At 74.9% G+C, this 15,129-nt stretch carries 12 protein-coding genes; 4 read left to right on the top strand and 8 right to left on the bottom strand.

Annotation, left to right across the window (positions count from 1 at the left end; translation table 11 throughout):
• Window positions 1-59: 59 nt before the first annotated feature.
• Window positions 60-851 (top strand): SDR family NAD(P)-dependent oxidoreductase, encoded by a 792-nt coding sequence (locus EV189_RS17620; protein ID WP_130494310.1) that lies wholly within the window; start codon window positions 60-62, stop codon window positions 849-851.
• 41 nt (window positions 852-892) lie between these two features.
• On the opposite strand, the gene EV189_RS17625 is transcribed toward EV189_RS17620, so the two are convergent.
• A complete protein-coding gene (locus tag EV189_RS17625) occupies window positions 893-1,102 on the bottom strand; it encodes a hypervirulence associated TUDOR domain-containing protein (protein WP_130494311.1) in 210 nt (69 codons plus the stop codon).
• Window positions 1,103-1,189: 87 nt separating this feature from the next.
• Here EV189_RS17625 and EV189_RS17630 point away from each other — a divergent pair, with 87 nt between their 5' ends.
• The gene (locus tag EV189_RS17630; RefSeq protein WP_130494312.1) at window positions 1,190-1,681 is read left to right on the top strand and encodes a DUF4395 domain-containing protein; all 492 of its coding nucleotides are present in this window, start codon (window positions 1,190-1,192) and stop codon (window positions 1,679-1,681) included.
• Here the strand turns inward: EV189_RS17630 and EV189_RS17635 are convergent.
• The 3 genes from EV189_RS17635 to EV189_RS17645 are packed head-to-tail and all read right to left on the bottom strand — an operon-like array spanning window position 1,678 to window position 4,748.
• On the bottom strand, window positions 1,678-2,262 hold the full coding sequence (locus EV189_RS17635) for an arsinothricin resistance N-acetyltransferase ArsN1 family B (protein ID WP_231116553.1): 585 nt from the start codon (window positions 2,260-2,262) through the stop codon (window positions 1,678-1,680). The two genes, EV189_RS17630 and EV189_RS17635, sit on opposite strands and share 4 nt — an antisense overlap.
• Entirely contained in the window at window positions 2,211-3,677 is a 1,467-nt protein-coding gene (gene gndA, locus EV189_RS17640) for an NADP-dependent phosphogluconate dehydrogenase (RefSeq protein ID WP_130494313.1), read from the bottom strand. The genes EV189_RS17635 and gndA overlap by 52 nt, the downstream gene beginning before the upstream one ends.
• Before the next feature lie 18 nt (window positions 3,678-3,695).
• Window positions 3,696-4,748, bottom strand: coding sequence for an aldo/keto reductase (locus EV189_RS17645; protein ID WP_130494314.1), 1,053 nt, complete (start codon window positions 4,746-4,748; stop codon window positions 3,696-3,698).
• A gap of 165 nt (window positions 4,749-4,913) precedes the next feature.
• Between EV189_RS17645 and EV189_RS17650 the strand changes: the two genes are divergently transcribed.
• Window positions 4,914-6,161, top strand: coding sequence for an EAL and HDOD domain-containing protein (locus EV189_RS17650; protein ID WP_130494315.1), 1,248 nt, complete (start codon window positions 4,914-4,916; stop codon window positions 6,159-6,161).
• Between the two features lie 4 nt (window positions 6,162-6,165).
• Here EV189_RS17650 and EV189_RS17655 read toward each other — a convergent pair whose 3' ends face one another.
• The 4 genes from EV189_RS17655 to EV189_RS17670 all read right to left on the bottom strand — a co-directional run bounded on the left by EV189_RS17655 (window position 6,166) and on the right by EV189_RS17670 (window position 13,233).
• Complete coding sequence (locus tag EV189_RS17655) at window positions 6,166-8,079, bottom strand: alpha-amylase family protein (protein ID WP_231116530.1); 1,914 nt, start codon at window positions 8,077-8,079, stop codon at window positions 6,166-6,168.
• A gap of 24 nt (window positions 8,080-8,103) precedes the next feature.
• The gene (locus EV189_RS17660; protein ID WP_130494316.1) at window positions 8,104-11,052 is read right to left on the bottom strand and encodes a S8 family serine peptidase; all 2,949 of its coding nucleotides are present in this window, start codon (window positions 11,050-11,052) and stop codon (window positions 8,104-8,106) included.
• 94 nt (window positions 11,053-11,146) lie between these two features.
• Window positions 11,147-12,286 carry an amidohydrolase family protein gene (locus EV189_RS17665; protein WP_165400368.1) on the bottom strand — a complete coding sequence of 380 codons (1,140 nt, stop codon included), beginning with the start codon at window positions 12,284-12,286 and terminating at the stop codon, window positions 11,147-11,149.
• Window positions 12,244-13,233 carry a PP2C family protein-serine/threonine phosphatase gene (locus tag EV189_RS17670; protein WP_130494318.1) on the bottom strand — a complete coding sequence of 330 codons (990 nt, stop codon included), beginning with the start codon at window positions 13,231-13,233 and terminating at the stop codon, window positions 12,244-12,246. Before EV189_RS17670 ends, EV189_RS17665 begins: the two co-directional genes overlap by 43 nt.
• A gap of 96 nt (window positions 13,234-13,329) precedes the next feature.
• On the opposite strand from EV189_RS17670, the gene ligD reads away from it, so the two are divergent.
• Window positions 13,330-14,916: a non-homologous end-joining DNA ligase LigD gene (gene ligD / locus EV189_RS17675; protein ID WP_130494319.1), complete on the top strand. Its 1,587-nt coding sequence runs from the start codon at window positions 13,330-13,332 to the stop codon at window positions 14,914-14,916.
• The last annotated feature ends 213 nt before the right edge of the window (window positions 14,917-15,129 follow it).

Genomic DNA, 15,129 nt, shown 5'->3' on the forward strand with positions numbered 1-15,129 from the left:
GATCCTCCGTAGCGTCGCTTGCTCAAGAAAGTCATCGCGGTCGAGAGGTGGAGCGTTCGGTGGATCTGCAGCTGGAGGGCCGGAGGGCGTTCGTCAGCGGGTCGACGCAGGGGATCGGCTACGCCGTGGCCGCGGGGCTGGCCGCCGAGGGGGCCGAGGTCGTGCTCAACGGGCGGGACGAGGCGCGGGTGGAGGCCGCGGTCGAGCGCCTCGCCGCGGCCGTGCCGGGAGCGGCCGTCTCCGGCCTGGCGGCCGACTTCGCCTCACCGGCCGCGGTGCAGGCACTGCTCGCGCGGCTCGGCGAGGTCGACATCCTCGTCAACAACGTGGGCGTCTTCGGCCTCGCGGAGTTCGAGCGCGTGCCTGACGAGGAGTGGCAGCGCTACCTCGAGGTCAACCTCATGAGCGCGGTCCGCCTGTCACGCGCACTGCTCGGCGGCATGCTCGCGCGCGGCTGGGGCCGGGTGGTCTTCGTCGGCAGCGAGTCCGGGGTCGACGTCCCGGGCGACATGCTGCCGTACGGCGTCAGCAAGGCTGCCGCGCTCGCCCTCGCCAACGGGCTCGCCAAGCTGACCCGCGGCACCGGCGTCACCGTCACGACCGTGCTGGGCGGCCCCACCTGGTCCGACGGGGTCGCGGGGACGGTGGGACAGATCGCCGAGGCGCGGGGCGTGGGGAGCGACGAACTGCGCGCCGCGCTCGTCGCGGGACGCCCGACCTCGCTGGTCCAGCGCTTCCTCGACCCGGCCGAGATCGCGCACCTCGCCGTCTACCTCGCGAGCCCGCTCTCCTCGGCGACCAACGGCGCGGCCGTCCGGGCGGACGGGGGAGTGCTGACGACGCTGGTGTGAGCCGCCCCGGCCCCCACGATGTGCATGATCACGGGGGAGGGTCAGTCCTTCTTCAGGGCGCCCGGCTTGTGCACCGCCTCGCCCCCGGACTTCTCGCTCTTGACGAGGTACTGCGGGTCGTCCTCGCTCGCGCGGACGGTCCGCCCCGCGGCCTCGGTGTCCTTGGTGATCTCCTTCTCGACGACGCCCTCGGCGGTGCCGCCGTGCGACTTCCAGGAGACGTGGTCGCCCTTCTCGAACTTCTCTGTCATGGCGGCGTCCTACCCGCGAGACCGCATGCTGAGACCCGGGGCGGGCCCTCCTTCGCGCAGCGCAGGACCGCCACGCAGGATGGGAGCATGGCGCGCATCTTCGGCTTCCCCGACCCCGTCGACGAGGTCTCGGCCCGGCTGGTCGCCGGCGGGGTGTTCACCATGGCGACGACGACCGTCCTGCTCGACCAGCCGTGGCTGCTCGGGCCGCTGACCTACGGGTTCGCCGCCCGCGTCGCCACCGGGCCGACGCTCAGCCCGCTCGGGCGGGTCGCGACGCAGGTCGTGCGGCCGCGGCTGCCCGTCGCGCCGAAGCACGTGCCGAGCCCGCCGAAGCGGCTGGCCCAGGGCGTCGGCCTCGCCGTCACCGGCACCGCGGTCGCGCTGCGCCTGTCCGGCCGCCGTCGCACCTCGAACGCCGTGCTGGCCGGGCTGGTCGTCGCGTCCGGGCTGGAGGCGTTCGCCGGGATCTGCCTGGCGTGCAAGGCGTTCCCGTACCTCATGAAGGCCGGGATCGTGCCGGCGGACGTGTGCGCCCGCTGCGTCGGCTCCGTGGACGAGGAGCCCGTGGCGGCCTAGGGCGTCCAGGCCAGCGGCTCGGCCGGCTCGACCGGCGGGTCCTCGGGCACGAGCTGCCACCAGCCGACGTCGCGCCACTGGCCGTGCTTCCAGCCGACGTTGCGGTAGACCCCGACGGGGACGAACCCGAAGGACTCGTGCAGGCCGACGCTGCCGGGGTTCGGCAGCGCGATCCCCGCGTAGACCGAGACGTAGCGGAGGGCTCGGACCTCGGGGAGCAGCCGGGTGTAGAGGGCCCGCCCCGTCCCGCGCCGCCGCTCGCTGTCGTGCAGGTAGACCGAGACGTCGACCGACCACCGGTACGCCGCACGCGCCCGGTGCGCCGCGGCGTACGCGAAGCCGACGACCTCGCCCTCGCGCTCCGCGACGAGCCACGGCAGCCGCGGCTCCGCGGTCATCCGGCGCAGGACCTCCTCAGCAGCGGGGGGTTCGGCCTCGAACGACGCGGCGGAGTCCGTGACGTGCGGCGCGTAGACGGCGGCGATCGCCGCCGCGTCGGCAGGTGCGGCCGCGCGGACCGTCGCCGCGCTCAGTGCCCGCTCCCGCCCTCGCGCAGCTCCTCGCTGCGGTCGGCGCTCCAGAGCGTGTGGAAGATGCCGTCCTTGTCCACGCGCTTGTACGTGTGGGCACCGAAGAAGTCGCGCTGGCCCTGGATGAGCGCGGCGGGCAGCCGCTCCGAGGTCAGCGAGTCGTAGTAGGCGAGCGCCGCGGAGAACCCCGGCGCGGGCACCGCGGACAGCGCCGCGGTCGAGACCACCCGCCGCCACGCGGCCGCGCCCTTCGCCACGGCGTCGGCGAAGTACGGGTCGGCGAGCAGGCTCGGCAGCTGCGGGTCGCGGGCGTACGCCTCGACGATGCGGTCGAGGAACCGCGCCCGGATGATGCAGCCGGCGCGCCAGATCTTCGCCACGGCGCCGAGGTCGAGGTCCCAGTCGAACTCCTTCGCACCCGCCACCAGCAGGTCGAAGCCCTGCGCGTACGCCACGACCTTCGAGGCGTAGAGCGCGGCGCGCACGTCGTCGGCGAAGCCGTCGGGCGCGGCGACGGGGGAGGGGCGCTCGCCCGCGGCCGCGGTGACGGCCGCGCGCTGGCCCGGCAGGCTGGAGACCGCCCGCGCGAAGACCGCCTCGGCGATGCCGCCGACGGGGATGCCGAGCGACAGGGCGTTCTGCACCGTCCAGGTGCCGGTGCCCTTCTGCCCGGCGGCGTCGAGGACGACGTCGACGAACGGCTTGCCCGTCTCGGCGTCGGTGTGCCGCAGCACCTCGGCGGTGATCTCGATGAGGAACGACTCGAGGTCGCCCTCGTTCCACTGCTCGACGACGTCGGCGATGGCGGGCGGCTCGAGCCCCGAGACCTTGCGCAGCAGGTCGTACGCCTCGGCGATGAGCTGCATGTCGGCGTACTCGATGCCGTTGTGCACCATCTTGACGAAGTGGCCCGCGCCGTCGGTCCCGAGGTGCACCACGCACGGCTCGCCCTCGGCCTGCGCGGCGATCGACTCGAGGATCGGGCCGAGCTTCTCGTAGGCCTGTGCGGAGCCGCCGGGCATGATGCTCGGCCCGTTGAGCGCCCCCTCCTCGCCGCCGGAGATCCCGGTGCCGACGAAGTTGAGGCCCTTGCGCGCCAGGTCCCGCTCCCGGCGAATGGTGTCGCGGAAGTCGGCGTTGCCGCCGTCCACGATGATGTCGCCCTCCTCGAAGTGCTCGGCGAGCTGCTCGATAACGGCGTCGGTCCCGGCTCCGGCCTGGACCATGACGATCGCGGTGCGCGGCCGCTCCAGCGACGCGACGAAGTCCTCGATCCGCTCGCTCGGCAGGAAGGTGCCCTCGCCGCCGTGCTGCTCGATGAGGCTGCGCGTCTTCTCGGGGGAGCGGTTGAAGACCGCCACCGTGTTGCCGTGCCGGGCCAGGTTGCGGGCGAGGTTGCTGCCCATCACCGCGAGGCCGACGACGCCGATGCTGGCCTGCTGGGGAGTCGCGTCCGAGATCGTCATGGTCCCGAACCTAACCGCTCAACCGACGTGCGGCGCGAGCAGGCTGAGGTCCGCGGCACTGAGCCGGTCGGACGCCGAGGCGGCCTGGTGCCAGTACGGGTAGAGCAGGTCGGGGCGGCTGACCTCCTCGAGGCGCGCCACCTCCTCGGGCGCGAGCTCCAGCGAGGCGCTCGCGAGGTTGTCCTGCAGCTGCTCCGTGGTGCGCGCGCCGATGATGACCGACGAGACGGCGGGCCGGGTGAGCAGCCAGGCGAGCGCGACCTGGGCGGCGGAGACGCCGTGGCCCTGCGCGATCTCGACGAGGACCTCGACGATGTCGTAGAGCTTCTCCTGGTCGCGGACCGGCGGCTCGTTCCAGTCGGAGAGCCCGCGGCTGCCCTCGGGCGGCTGGTGTCCGCGGCGGTACTTGCCCGACAGCAGGCCGCCGGCCAGCGGGCTCCACACGAGGATGCCGAGCCCCTGGTCGAGCGACAGGGGGACGAGCTCGTACTCCGCCTCGCGGGCCTGCAGCGTGTAGTGGATCTGCTGGCTGACCGGGCGCACGGCACCCGTGCGCTCCGCGACGCCGAGCAGCTTCATCGCGTGCCAGGCGGAGAAGTTGGAGATGCCGACGTAGCGCGCCTTGCCCTGCTGGACGAGCGTGTCGAGCGCGGCCACGATCTCCTCGACCGGGGTCACGCCGTCCCACTGGTGGAGCTGGTAGAGGTCGAGGTAGTCCGTGCCGAGCCGGCGCAGGCTCGCCTCCGCGCCGCGCAGGATGTGGTGGCGCGAGAGCCCGGCGTCGTTCGGGCCGGACCCCATCGCGAAGCGGACCTTGGAGGCGAGCAGCAGGTCGTCGCGCCGGCCCTTGACCGCCGCGCCCACGATCTCCTCGCTCAGGCCGTCGGAGTAGACGTCGGCGGTGTCGATGAGGTTGACGCCGGCCTCGAGCGCGAGGTCGACCTGGCGGGTGGCCTCCTCGTGCATGGTCGAGCCGACGAGGGCGAACTTCCCGCCACCGCCGAACGTCATCGTGCCGAGCGTGAGCGCCGAGACCTTGAGGCCGGAGCTGCCGAGCGTGCGGTACTGCATGCGAGGACCCTTCGTCGCGGTGGTGCGGTGCGTGCGGGGGCAGCATGCCCCGTCGCGACGCAGAGATCACCCGTACGGTCCACGTCCGGGAGCGCGGTCGGGGGCCGCGCGTGCCGATCTTCTCCTCCGACGGGGCTGGCTCGACGGGGCGCGGAGGAGGCGACGATGCCGGGTACGGCGCACGGCCTGACGACGACGACGTCCGTCACGCCGGTGCACGTGGGTCGTCAGCCGATCTACGACGCCGACGGGGACCTCCACGCGTACGAGCTGCTCTTCCGCTCCGCCGCGGGCGCGAGCAGCGCCAGCGTCGCGGACGAGGACGCGGCCACCACCGCGGTGATGCTCGCCGCCTTCGCCGACTTCAGCCCCTCGGTGCTGCTCAGCGGCCGCCGCGGGTTCGTCAACCTCAGCCGGTCGTTCGCCACCGGCGCCCTCCCCGTGCCCTTCTCGCCCTCCGACGGCGTGCTGGAGGTGCTCGAGAACCTCGCGGTCGACGACGAGCTCCTCGCCGGTGTCCGCGGCCTGCGCGACCAGGGGTACGCGATCGCGCTCGACGACTACGTGCTGACCGACGAGACCGCGACGCTGCTGCCGTTCGCCGACTACGTGAAGCTCGACGTGCTGGCCACGCCCTGGGACGAGGTCGTCCGGGTGGCGGGCGTCGTGCAGTCCTACGGTGCCGTGCTCCTCGCCGAGAAGGTCGAGGACGCCGAGATGCTCGAGCGCTGCCGGGGGCTCGGGTTCCAGCTGTTCCAGGGCTACCACCTCGGTCGCCCGCAGACGATGACGACGACGACGCTCGCCCCCGCCCAGCTCGCCGCCGTACGGCTGCTCGGCGCCCTGGCCGACGAGGACGTCGCCATCCCCGAGGTCGAGCTGCTGGTCATGCAGGAGCCGGCGCTGACGTACAAGCTGCTGCGCATGGCCAACTCGGCCGGGTCGTCGTCGACCCGGACCATCCAGTCCGTGCGCGACGCGCTCATGCTCGTGGGCCTCGCCCAGCTGCGCGCCTGGGTCATGCTCCTCACGGTCTCCGACATCGCCGGCGACAGGGGCGACGGTCTCGACTCCGTCACTGCGCTCGCCCGGTCCTGCCAGGTGCTCGCCCAGCGGGTGCCCCGCGCCCAGCCGGACACGGCGTTCACCCTCGGCCTGCTCGAGGGCGTCGCCGGGCTGCTCGGTGTCGACGGCGCCGCCCTGCTCGACCAGATCGGGCTCACCGGGTCGCTGGCCGACGGGCTCCGCGGCCTCGACACCCCCGAGCGCCGCGTGCTCGACGCGGTCCTCGGCCACCAGCGCAACGACCTCGAGATCGCTGCCGCCAGCGGCATCGACATCGCGACGCTCTCCTCGACGTACCTCTCGGCGCTGCAGTGGTCCTTCGACACGCGGCAGAAGGCCGGCGTCTGAGCGTCTAGCGAGCGACGAGCCACACGGCGGACCAGGGGGCGAGCCAGAGGTTGCCGTCCTCGCCCGCGCCGCACCCGCTGCCTGTCAGCGCGTCCACCGCATCGTCGAGCCCGAGCTCCGCGAGCCGGGGACCGGGCCAGGGGCGCCAGTCGCCGGTCACGTTGGCCAGCTCGAGCAGCGGCCCGAGCGGGTGCCGGCGCAGCACGGGCAGCACGCCTGGGTCGGAGAGCTCGAGCACCTCCGCGGCGACCGACGCGTCGAGGTGCGGGAGCGCGGCGCGCGTGCGTGCGAGCTGCTGGAGCCCACAGAACACCCTGCCCTGCAGCGTGTCCTCGTCATGCCGCTGCTCGGCGAGCTCCCACGGCAGTCGTGGCCGGTGCGCCCACCGGTTGTCGCCCTCATGGCCCGGCTCGTCGGCCCAGTGCGGGTCGTTGGGCAGCGCCAGCTCGTCGCCGGACCACAGCACCGGGATCCCGCCCCACCCGTACGCGATGGTGTGCGCGAGCAGGATCCGCGCTGCAGCAGCGCTTTCGTCCGATCTCACCCCGAGCAGGCTGGCGGTCGTGCCGCTGATGCGCCGGTCGCCCGTCGCCGGGTTGTGCTGGAACACCAGGCCGTCCGCGTCGGAGCCCGGGAACTCGCCGGAGTACCAGTCGCTGAGGAAGGCACGGTGCGCCGGCCCCGACAGGCCCGTACGCGCCGCGTCGCCGTCGTCGATCGCCCAGCCGATGTCGTCGTGGCAGCGGACGTAGGTGATCCACGCGGTCGTCGCCGGCACCGGCGGGAGGGCGCGCAGCGCGGTCACCGCGAGCCGCGCGTCGCGGGCCGCGAGCATCGACCAGACCTGCACCATGAGGCTGTTGTGGTAGGCGAGGTCGCTGACCTTGCCGTGGTGCGCGCCCTGGCCGAGGTAGTGCACGAGGTCGGCCGGGCCGACGATCGCCTCGGCCTTGAAAGCCAGTGCCGGGCAGGCGATCCGCGCCGTCGCCCGCAGCGCCTGCGTGATGGCGTGGACCTCGGGCTGGTTCTGGCAGTCCGTGCCCAGCCGCTTCCACAGGAACGCCACCGCGTCGAGGCGCAGCACCTCCACCCCGGCGTTGGCGAGCTCGAGGACGATGCCGACGTACTCCAGCAGCACCTCCGGGTTGGACCAGTCGACGTCCCACTGGAAGGAGTTGAACGTCGTCCAGACCCACGCGCCCAGCTCGTCGTCCCAGGTGAAGCTGCCGGGGGCGAAGTCCGGGAACACCTCGGGCAGCGTCTGCTCGTAGGCGTCGGGCATCCTGCGGTCCGGGAACGTGCGGAAGTACGCCCGGTGGTGGGCGCTGCCCGCCCGCGCGGCCTGCGCCCACGGGTGCTCGCGCGCCACGTGGTTGAGCACGAGGTCGAGCACGAGGCTGATGCCCTCGCTGCGGAGGGCGGCGGCCAAGGACCGCAGGTCGTCCATCGTGCCGAGGTCGGGCCGGACCCGGCGGTAGTCCGCCACGGCGTACCCGCCGTCGCTGTCGCCCTCGCGCGGCAGCAGCAGCGGCATGAGGTGCAGGTAGGTGACGCCGAGCTCCCGCAGGTAGGGGATGCGGCGCGCGACGCCGGCGAGGTCCCCGGCGAAGCGGTCGGCGTAGGCGGCGTAGCCGACCATGCGCGGCGACTGGAACCACTCGGGCTCCAGCGTGCGGACGAGGTCGAGCCGGTGGAGCTCCTCGTCGCGCTCGAGGTACGCGGTGGCCGCCACCCGCACCAGCCGACGCGCGAGCCCGTCGGCGTCGGGGTAGACCGCGGCCAGCCCGTCGTGCAGGTCGCCCCACCACCGCTGCAGCCGCAGGTCGAACAGCTCGCGGCGGTGCTCCGCCGCGGGGGCGAGGACGTCCGCGGCGTCCGCTCGCGCCGCCTCCAGCAGGGAGCGGGCGGCCGTGTCCACGGAGCGGTTCTACACCCTCGGCGGCTACACCTGCAGGCCGGCGCAGCCGGTGTCGCAGCCGGTCTTCGCGAAGACGCTCTGGTCCAGCCCGGCGAGCGCGGGCGAGGCCACGAAGCGGACGGTCGTGACGGTGCCGGGCGTCGCGGCCGGGGTGGACGTGGCGCCAGCAGTGGGGCCGGCCGACGCACCGCCGGAGGCGCTCGCTGACGGCGCGGCCGAGGCCGTCCCGGTCGCGCCCGCGGAGGCGCTCGCGGTCGCCGAGGACCCGGCCGTCGCGGTCGCGCTCGCCGAGGCGGCGGCGGTCGAGCCCGACGACGGGGCGGCGGTCGCGGAGGCAGAGGTGCTGCTCCCGGCGGAAGCGCCGGGCGCGCCGAAGCTCGGCAGCGGCGCGGAGCCCGTCGTCGCGTACGTGAAGCCGTGCGCCAGCGTGCCCTGCCGGCCCTCGCCGGAGACCGTCACGTCGTAGGAGCCGGCGACGAACGCGGGCGAGCGGAAGGTGATCGAGGTGTCCGAGGCGCTGATGACCGTGACCGGGCTCGTGCCCAGCAGGACCGTGGGCCCGGTCGGGAAGGCGCTGCCGACGATGGTGACCCAGGTGCCCACCTGGCTGAGCTGCAGGTGGTTCGGCGAGACGCTCGAGATGAGCACCGGACTGCCGGTCGGGGTCGAGGCGGTCGGGTGGGCCGAGGCCGTGGCGCCGGTCGAGCTGCTCGCGGAGGCGCTGCTGGTCGCGCCGCCCGAGGCGGAGGCGGTCGACGACGCCGTCGCCGTGGCTGTGGCGGCCGCGGACGTCGTCGCGCTGGCGGAGGAGGTGGCGCTGCTGGTGGCGCTCGCCGAGCTCGACGCGGAGGCGCTGCCTGTGCTGGGCGGCCCCGCGGTGGCGCCGGCACTCGCGCCGGTCGAGGTGGGGCTCGGCAGGCTGGGCGCGGGCGGCGAGGTGTGCCCCGGGCTCGAGGTCGCGGACGCCGAGGCGGAGGCCGACCCGCTCGCGGACGACGGAGCCGTCCCGGAGGCCGCGGGCGTGGGAGTGGGGGCGACGTGCACCGCGCCGACCGTGACCGGCGCGGCGTACGGCCGGGTGAGGGCGACGCCGCCGCTCTGCAGCTGGGCGAGCAGGGCGTACTGCCCGTCGGGCAGCGGGATCCCCAGCCGGAGCGTGGTGCCGTCGGCGTAGGAGACGGGGACGGTCACCGACCCGTCGGCGGCGGTGTTCCACGTCGTCCCGCCGACGGAGATGCCGGCGCCGGCCACGGCGAGCACGTCGGGGCCCTGCTTGACCGCGAGGGTGAGGCGCACGGCGTCCGGGGCCGTGGTCCCGCCGCTGATCGTGACGACGGGGTGGACGGTGCCGCTGGGCTGGTCGCCCGCACCGGAGAACTGGTACGCGTACGCCGACCCCGACGCCGGGCCGAGGAACGAGACGTCGAGGACCCCGCCGCTGACGCAGAGCCCGGCCAGCGCGGGGACCTGGCGCACGTGCGCGAGCAGGGCGGCCTTGACCTGCGCCGCCGTCGCCCCAGGGTTGAGGCTGCGGTAGAGCGCGGCGGCGCCGGCCACGAGAGGCGCGGCCATGGACGTGCCGTCGACGAGGCGGAAGCCGCCGTCGTAGCCGGTGGTGTAGACGAGCCGGCCCGGCGCGTACAGGTCGACGGAGGTGGCGCCGAACGCCGAGGACCAGGTGGCGCCGTTCTGCTCCTGGAGGACCGGCCGGTCCAGCGCGTCCGACGCGGCGACCGTGACGATGTTCGCGTCGCTCCAGCTGGCCGGGAAGCTGAGCACGCCGTCCCGGCTCTGGCCGTCGTTGCCCGCCGCGGCGACGACGAGCACGTCGTGGGCGGCGGCGTACGCGACGGCCTGGTGGAAGGAGAGGTCGTCCGCGGGCGAGTCGAACGAGCAGACGACGGTCTTCGCTCCGTGGTCGACGGCGTAGCGAAGCGCCGCGGTCGCGGCCGTGATGTCGATGTAGGTCCCGTTCCCGGCGACCAGCGGCATGACGGTCGCGGCAGGCGCGATGCCGGCGCTGCCCACCGCGTTGCCGATGCGCGCGGCCACGGCGCCCGCCACCCAGCCGCCGTGCTGGCCGTAGAACCCCTGGTCCAGCTGCGCCGAGCCGGTGTAGAAGTTCCAGCCGTGGCAGTCGCCGACCAGGCCGTCGCCGTCGGTGTCGAGCCCGCCGCCGCACACCTCGCCCGGGTTGCTCCACAGGGCACCGGCGAGATCGGCGTTGGCGCTGGCCCAGCCGGTGTCGATGACGGCGACCACCTGCCCCTGGCCGAGGGTCGAGTCCCAGGCCCGCGGGGCGTGGACGTCGGCGCCGGCGACGCTCGACTGCTGGTAGGCGTCGCCGTTGTTGCTGAAGTGCCAGGAGTACGCGTAGCCCGGGTCGCTCGGCGGGACGAAGGCGACGGTGCCGCGCGGCGAGGGGGACACCCGGCCGACACCGGGCACGGCCTCCAGCGCGCCGGCACCGCCCGAGGTCGCGACGAGCGCGGTCGTCGGAGAGACGCGCTGCGCCGACACCACGCCGGGGACGGCGGCGAGGGCCTGGAGGCTGTCGCTGACGTCCACGGGCCGGGCGACGGGCGCGGGCGGTGCCGCGTGCGTGCTCGTCCGGACGCCGACCGGCACGGCGCGGTCGCCGCGGGCGTAGACGAGGACGCCGCTGCGCCGGGTCAGGGCGCCGCCGGCGCCGAGGGCCGCGACGGCAGCGCGGTACGCCGCGGGGTCGACACTGCTGGTGGTCGTGCTGGTGGCGGTGGTGGTGGTAGCGCTGCCGGCGCTGCTGCGGGACGCGCCGAGGGTGACGACGTAGCGGTGCAGCCCGTCGCCGTCGGGCATCCCGCTCCACGCGGTGGTCGCCGGGGGCGCCGAGGACCGGCGCTCCAGCGCGTACCCCGCGCCGGTGGTGCCGACCAGGGCGGCGGCGGCGAGCGCGGCGACGGGCTTGCGCCGGAGCAGGGCAGGCAGTCGCACGTCGGCCCCCTCCCGTCCGCGCGCTCCGTCCTGGTGCGCCTCAATCCCCCGCTTCGGCAGGGGGAGGGCCCGTCCGCAGGGCCGGCCGGGTGGGTCAGGCGAAGATCGGGCCGATGGCGGGGTACTGCGCGATGAGCGCGGCCCGCGTCTGCGGCAGCGGAGCGCTGGTGCCCGTGTCGAGCGCGACCGGCTTGCCCCACGCGATGAGCGGGTCGGCCGGTGGCGCGCCGGCCGGGCGCAGGGAGGCCATCCAGTCCGCGCGGCCGTACGCGGGGGCGCCGTCCAGCACGACCAGCTCGACCCAGCTCGGGTCCGCCTCGCAGACGTCCTCCCACGGGTCGTCGTGGTGGCGCTCGAGCACGAGCACGTCCGCGGCCCTGCCGGCCGCCAGCGTGCCGAGGTGCGCGTCGAGCCCCGCGAGCGCTGCGGCGCCGGAGGTGACCATCCGCACGAGGTCCGCCGGCTCGATCGGCGACCCCTGCTGCGCCAGCTCGCGGCGGGCGACCTTCATCTCCGCCAGCAGGCTCGTGCTGCCCGAGGGGAGCCAGTCCGCACCCAGGCCGAGGCGCACCCCGGCGGCGCGCGCGGCCGCGGCGTCGGTGGTGGTGCCGTAGAGGCGCAGGTGGCTCTGCGGCGACCAGACCAGTCCGCGACCCTCCGCGGCGAGCTGCTCGAACTGCGGGGGCGTGAGCGCCGTGCCGTGGATGAGCAGCGTCGCCGGGGTGAGCGCGCCGAGCTCGACGAGGCGCGGGAACTCCGCGGCGGACCGCGCGTCGCTGGGCAGGCCCTCGGCGAGGTGGAGGTAGAGCACGTCGACCTCACCGGCGGCGATCGCCCGGAGGTCGGCCGCGAGCTGGTCGCCGCCGCGGCCGCTGAGCGAGTCCGGCAGGTCGATCATCGCGCGGGCGCGGCGCTGGCCGAAGACCCAGCCGTCGACGTTGCGCACCAGCGACTCCTGGTGCCGGGTCGCCCCGCCGGCACCCTGGATCGCGGTGACGCCGCCGACGAGGGCGCGCACCTCGGCGTAGGCCAGCTCGACGGGCGCGCCCGGGTCCACGAGCAGCTTGTTCTGCGGGTCGCGGACGAGGGCGTGGTACGCCTCGCTCGCCCGCCACTGGTAGCGGTTGCGGTAGGTCGACGACGGCTCCCAGGCCGCGAAGACGTTGAACTCCGGGTGGCCGTGCAGGTCGATCAGGCCCGGCAGGACGACCCCGCCGGTCTCGACGACGCGCACCCCGCTCGGCGGTGCCCCGGTGCCCACCGCGGAGATGCGCGCGCCCTCGACGACGACCCACCCGTCGTCGAGCCGCTCGGTCGGCGTGAGGACGCAGCCGGCCAGCGCGTACGCCTCGGGCGGGGAGGCGCGGCGCACGAGCTCGGCCGGGCGGGCGACGCTCGCGCGCCGGCCCCGCGGCGCGTCGAGGTCCAGGTAGGTGCGCAGGAACAGGTCCTCCGCCACGGCTCCTCCTCGGTCGCGGGCTCCCAGTCCACCGCGTACCGGGCGCTAGCGGGACGATCCTGCCGGACCGGCGCCCTTCCGGGCAGGTCGGGCTCCGGGATCGTCACCGCGGCGAGCAGGACGTCGTCGTCGGAGCCGACCGCGAGCGCGCTGAAGACGCCGTCGACGAGGCCGCCGACGTCCTGCGCGTCGCCGGCCTCGAGCGTCGCGAGGAGGCGGTCGAGGCCGGAGTCGAGGTCCTCGCCGCGGCGCTCGACCAGGCCGTCGGTGTAGGCCAGCAGGAGCCCGCCCACCGGCAGCACGACGTCGTCGTACGCGCTGGCGAGCCCGAGCGGCGGCCCGGGCGGCACCGGGAGCAGGGTCGCGCCCGCCGCGTCGACCACCACGAGCGGCGGGTGCCCGGCGCTGGCGCAGACGGCCGTGCCCGCGACCGGGTCCACGACCGCGTACGCCGCGGTGGCGAGGGCCTCGTCGTCCGCGTCCCGCAGCTCGGCGTCCAGGGCCGCGAGCGCGCAGGCGGGCGTCGTGCCGACGGCGGCGAGGGCGCGCAGGCGGCGCTCCAGCCGTGCCGCCAGGGGGGCGGCGTCCTCGCCGTGGCCGCTCACGTCGACGACGGCGAGCACGACGCGGCCGTCGCGCAGCGTACGGACCACGGAGACGTCGCCGCCCGCAGCCGCGCCCCCCGCGACGCGGCTGCGCCGGGCGGTGGCGGTCGTGCTCATGCTGGAACCCTCGTCCGGCTGTCTGGGTGAGACGTGTGCTCTGCCTGTGGGGGTGCTGTGCGTCTGGCGCTCGGCCTGCTGGGGCAGGGTGGGGGCATGGCGTTGGAGCGCTACCGCGAGATGCGGGACTTCGGGCGCACGCCGGAGCCGGCGGGGTCGGGCGCGGCTGCGGGCGGACCCGTGCGGCGCTTCGTGGTGCAGCGGCACCGCGCCCGCCGGCTGCACTACGACCTGCGCCTCGAGATCGACGGCGTGCTCGTGTCCTGGGCGGTGCCCCGGGGGCCGACGCTCGATCCGGACGTGCGCCGCACGGCGGTGCACGTCGAGGACCACCCGCTGGAGTACCTCGACTTCGAGGGGGTCATCCCGCACGGAGAGTACGGCGGCGGCGACGTCATCGTCTGGGACATCGGGACGTGGGAGCCGCACGGGACGGACGACCCGGCGGCCGCGGTTGCCGGCGGCGAGCTGCACGCGGACGTGAGGGGGGAGAAGCTGCGGGGCCGCTTCGTGCTGGTACGCCGCGGTCCCTCGTCCGCTCGCGCGGGCCGCGAGGACTGGCTGCTGGTGCACAAGCACGACGAGTCCGCGGTGCCCGGGTGGGACCCGGAGGAGCACCCGCGCTCCGCCCTGACCGGGCGGACCAACGACGAGGTGAAGGCCGACCCCGACCGGCTCTGGCGCTCGGACCTGCCCGCCGCGGAAGCCGCCGTCGTGCTGCGGCCGCCGGTGGTGCGCGCGACCGCGGACGAGCTCGCCGCTCTAGACGACCTGGGGGAGTCGGGGACGTGGGAGGTCTTCGGGCGCCGGCAGCGTGTGACCAACCTCGACAAGGTGCTGTTCCCGCCGCGGCCCGGGGGTGCACCGGTGACGAAGCGAGACCTTGTGCGCTACGCGGCGCGGATCGCGCCCGTCGCCGTGCCGTACCTCCAGGGGCGACCGCTGAACATGCACCGCTACCCGAACGGTGCTGGTACGAAGGGCTTCTGGCACAAGCAGCTGCCCGCGCACGCGCCGGAGTGGCTGGCGCGCTGGGAGAACCCGGAGGCCGACGACGGGGAGACCACCACGTACGTCGTGGTGGACGAGCCGGCGACGCTGGTGTGGGCGGCGAACTACGGCGCCCTCGAGTGGCACGCCTGGACGTCGAAGGCCGACGAGCCGCGCCTGCCGACGTACGCGCTGATCGACCTGGACCCGGGGACGAGCACGTCGTGGGAGGACGTGCTGGTGCTGGCCCGGTTGCACCGCACGGCGCTGGAGCACCTCGGGGTGCGGGCGCAGCCGAAGGTGACCGGCCGGCGCGGCATCCAGATCTGGGTGCCGATCGCGCGCGGGCCCGGCTTCGACGAGACCCGCGCGTGGGTGGAGCAGCTGTCGCACGCGGTGGGCGCGGTGGTGCCGGACCTGGTCAGCTGGAAGTGGACGGTGAGCTCGCGCGGCGGGCTCGCCCGGCTGGACTACACGCAGAACGCGATCAACAAGACGCTGGTCGCGCCGTACAGCCCGCGGGCGATGCCGGGGGCGTCGGTGTCGGCGCCGATCGCGTGGGAGGAGCTGGACGACCCCGCCCTGCGGCCCGACGGGTTCGGGCTGGAGGACGTGGTGGAGCGCGTCGAGCGGAGGGGCGACCTGTTCCGGCCCGTGCTGGCGGGGGAGCAGGTGCTGCCGGCGCTGGGGTGAGTTGCAGCCCGCCCTCTGTCCGGCGTTGGCGCTGGTGCCAGCGTCTGGAGTTGATCAGGCTGCCGCACGAACTGGTGCCCGACAGCACGGCATTGCGTGCTGCTGGTGCACATCTGGTGCTGCCGAGCGGAGCACCCGAGGCGACGGCCGTGATGGGTAGGAGTGTCTGCTGCTGCGGAGGTTCTGCGGCGCGAGCTCTGTCAGTGGTGGCGG

The sequence above is a fragment of the Motilibacter rhizosphaerae genome (assembly GCF_004216915.1).
GTDB classification, from domain to species: domain Bacteria; phylum Actinomycetota; class Actinomycetes; order Motilibacterales; family Motilibacteraceae; genus Motilibacter; species Motilibacter rhizosphaerae.

Excerpts from the sequence above, each read along its gene's own strand:
- EV189_RS17630 (WP_130494312.1), top strand. The coding sequence starts at position 1,190 with ATGGCGCGCATCTTCGGCTTCCCCGACCCCGTCGACGAGGTCTCGGCC.
- EV189_RS17670 (WP_130494318.1), bottom strand. The coding sequence starts at position 13,233 with ATGAGCACGACCGCCACCGCCCGGCGCAGCCGCGTCGCGGGGGGCGCG.
- ligD (WP_130494319.1), top strand. The coding sequence starts at position 13,330 with ATGGCGTTGGAGCGCTACCGCGAGATGCGGGACTTCGGGCGCACGCCG.
- EV189_RS17650 (WP_130494315.1), top strand. The coding sequence starts at position 4,914 with ATGCCGGGTACGGCGCACGGCCTGACGACGACGACGTCCGTCACGCCG.
- gndA (WP_130494313.1), bottom strand. The coding sequence starts at position 3,677 with ATGACGATCTCGGACGCGACTCCCCAGCAGGCCAGCATCGGCGTCGTC.
- EV189_RS17625 (WP_130494311.1), bottom strand. The coding sequence starts at position 1,102 with ATGACAGAGAAGTTCGAGAAGGGCGACCACGTCTCCTGGAAGTCGCAC.
- EV189_RS17645 (WP_130494314.1), bottom strand. The coding sequence starts at position 4,748 with ATGCAGTACCGCACGCTCGGCAGCTCCGGCCTCAAGGTCTCGGCGCTC.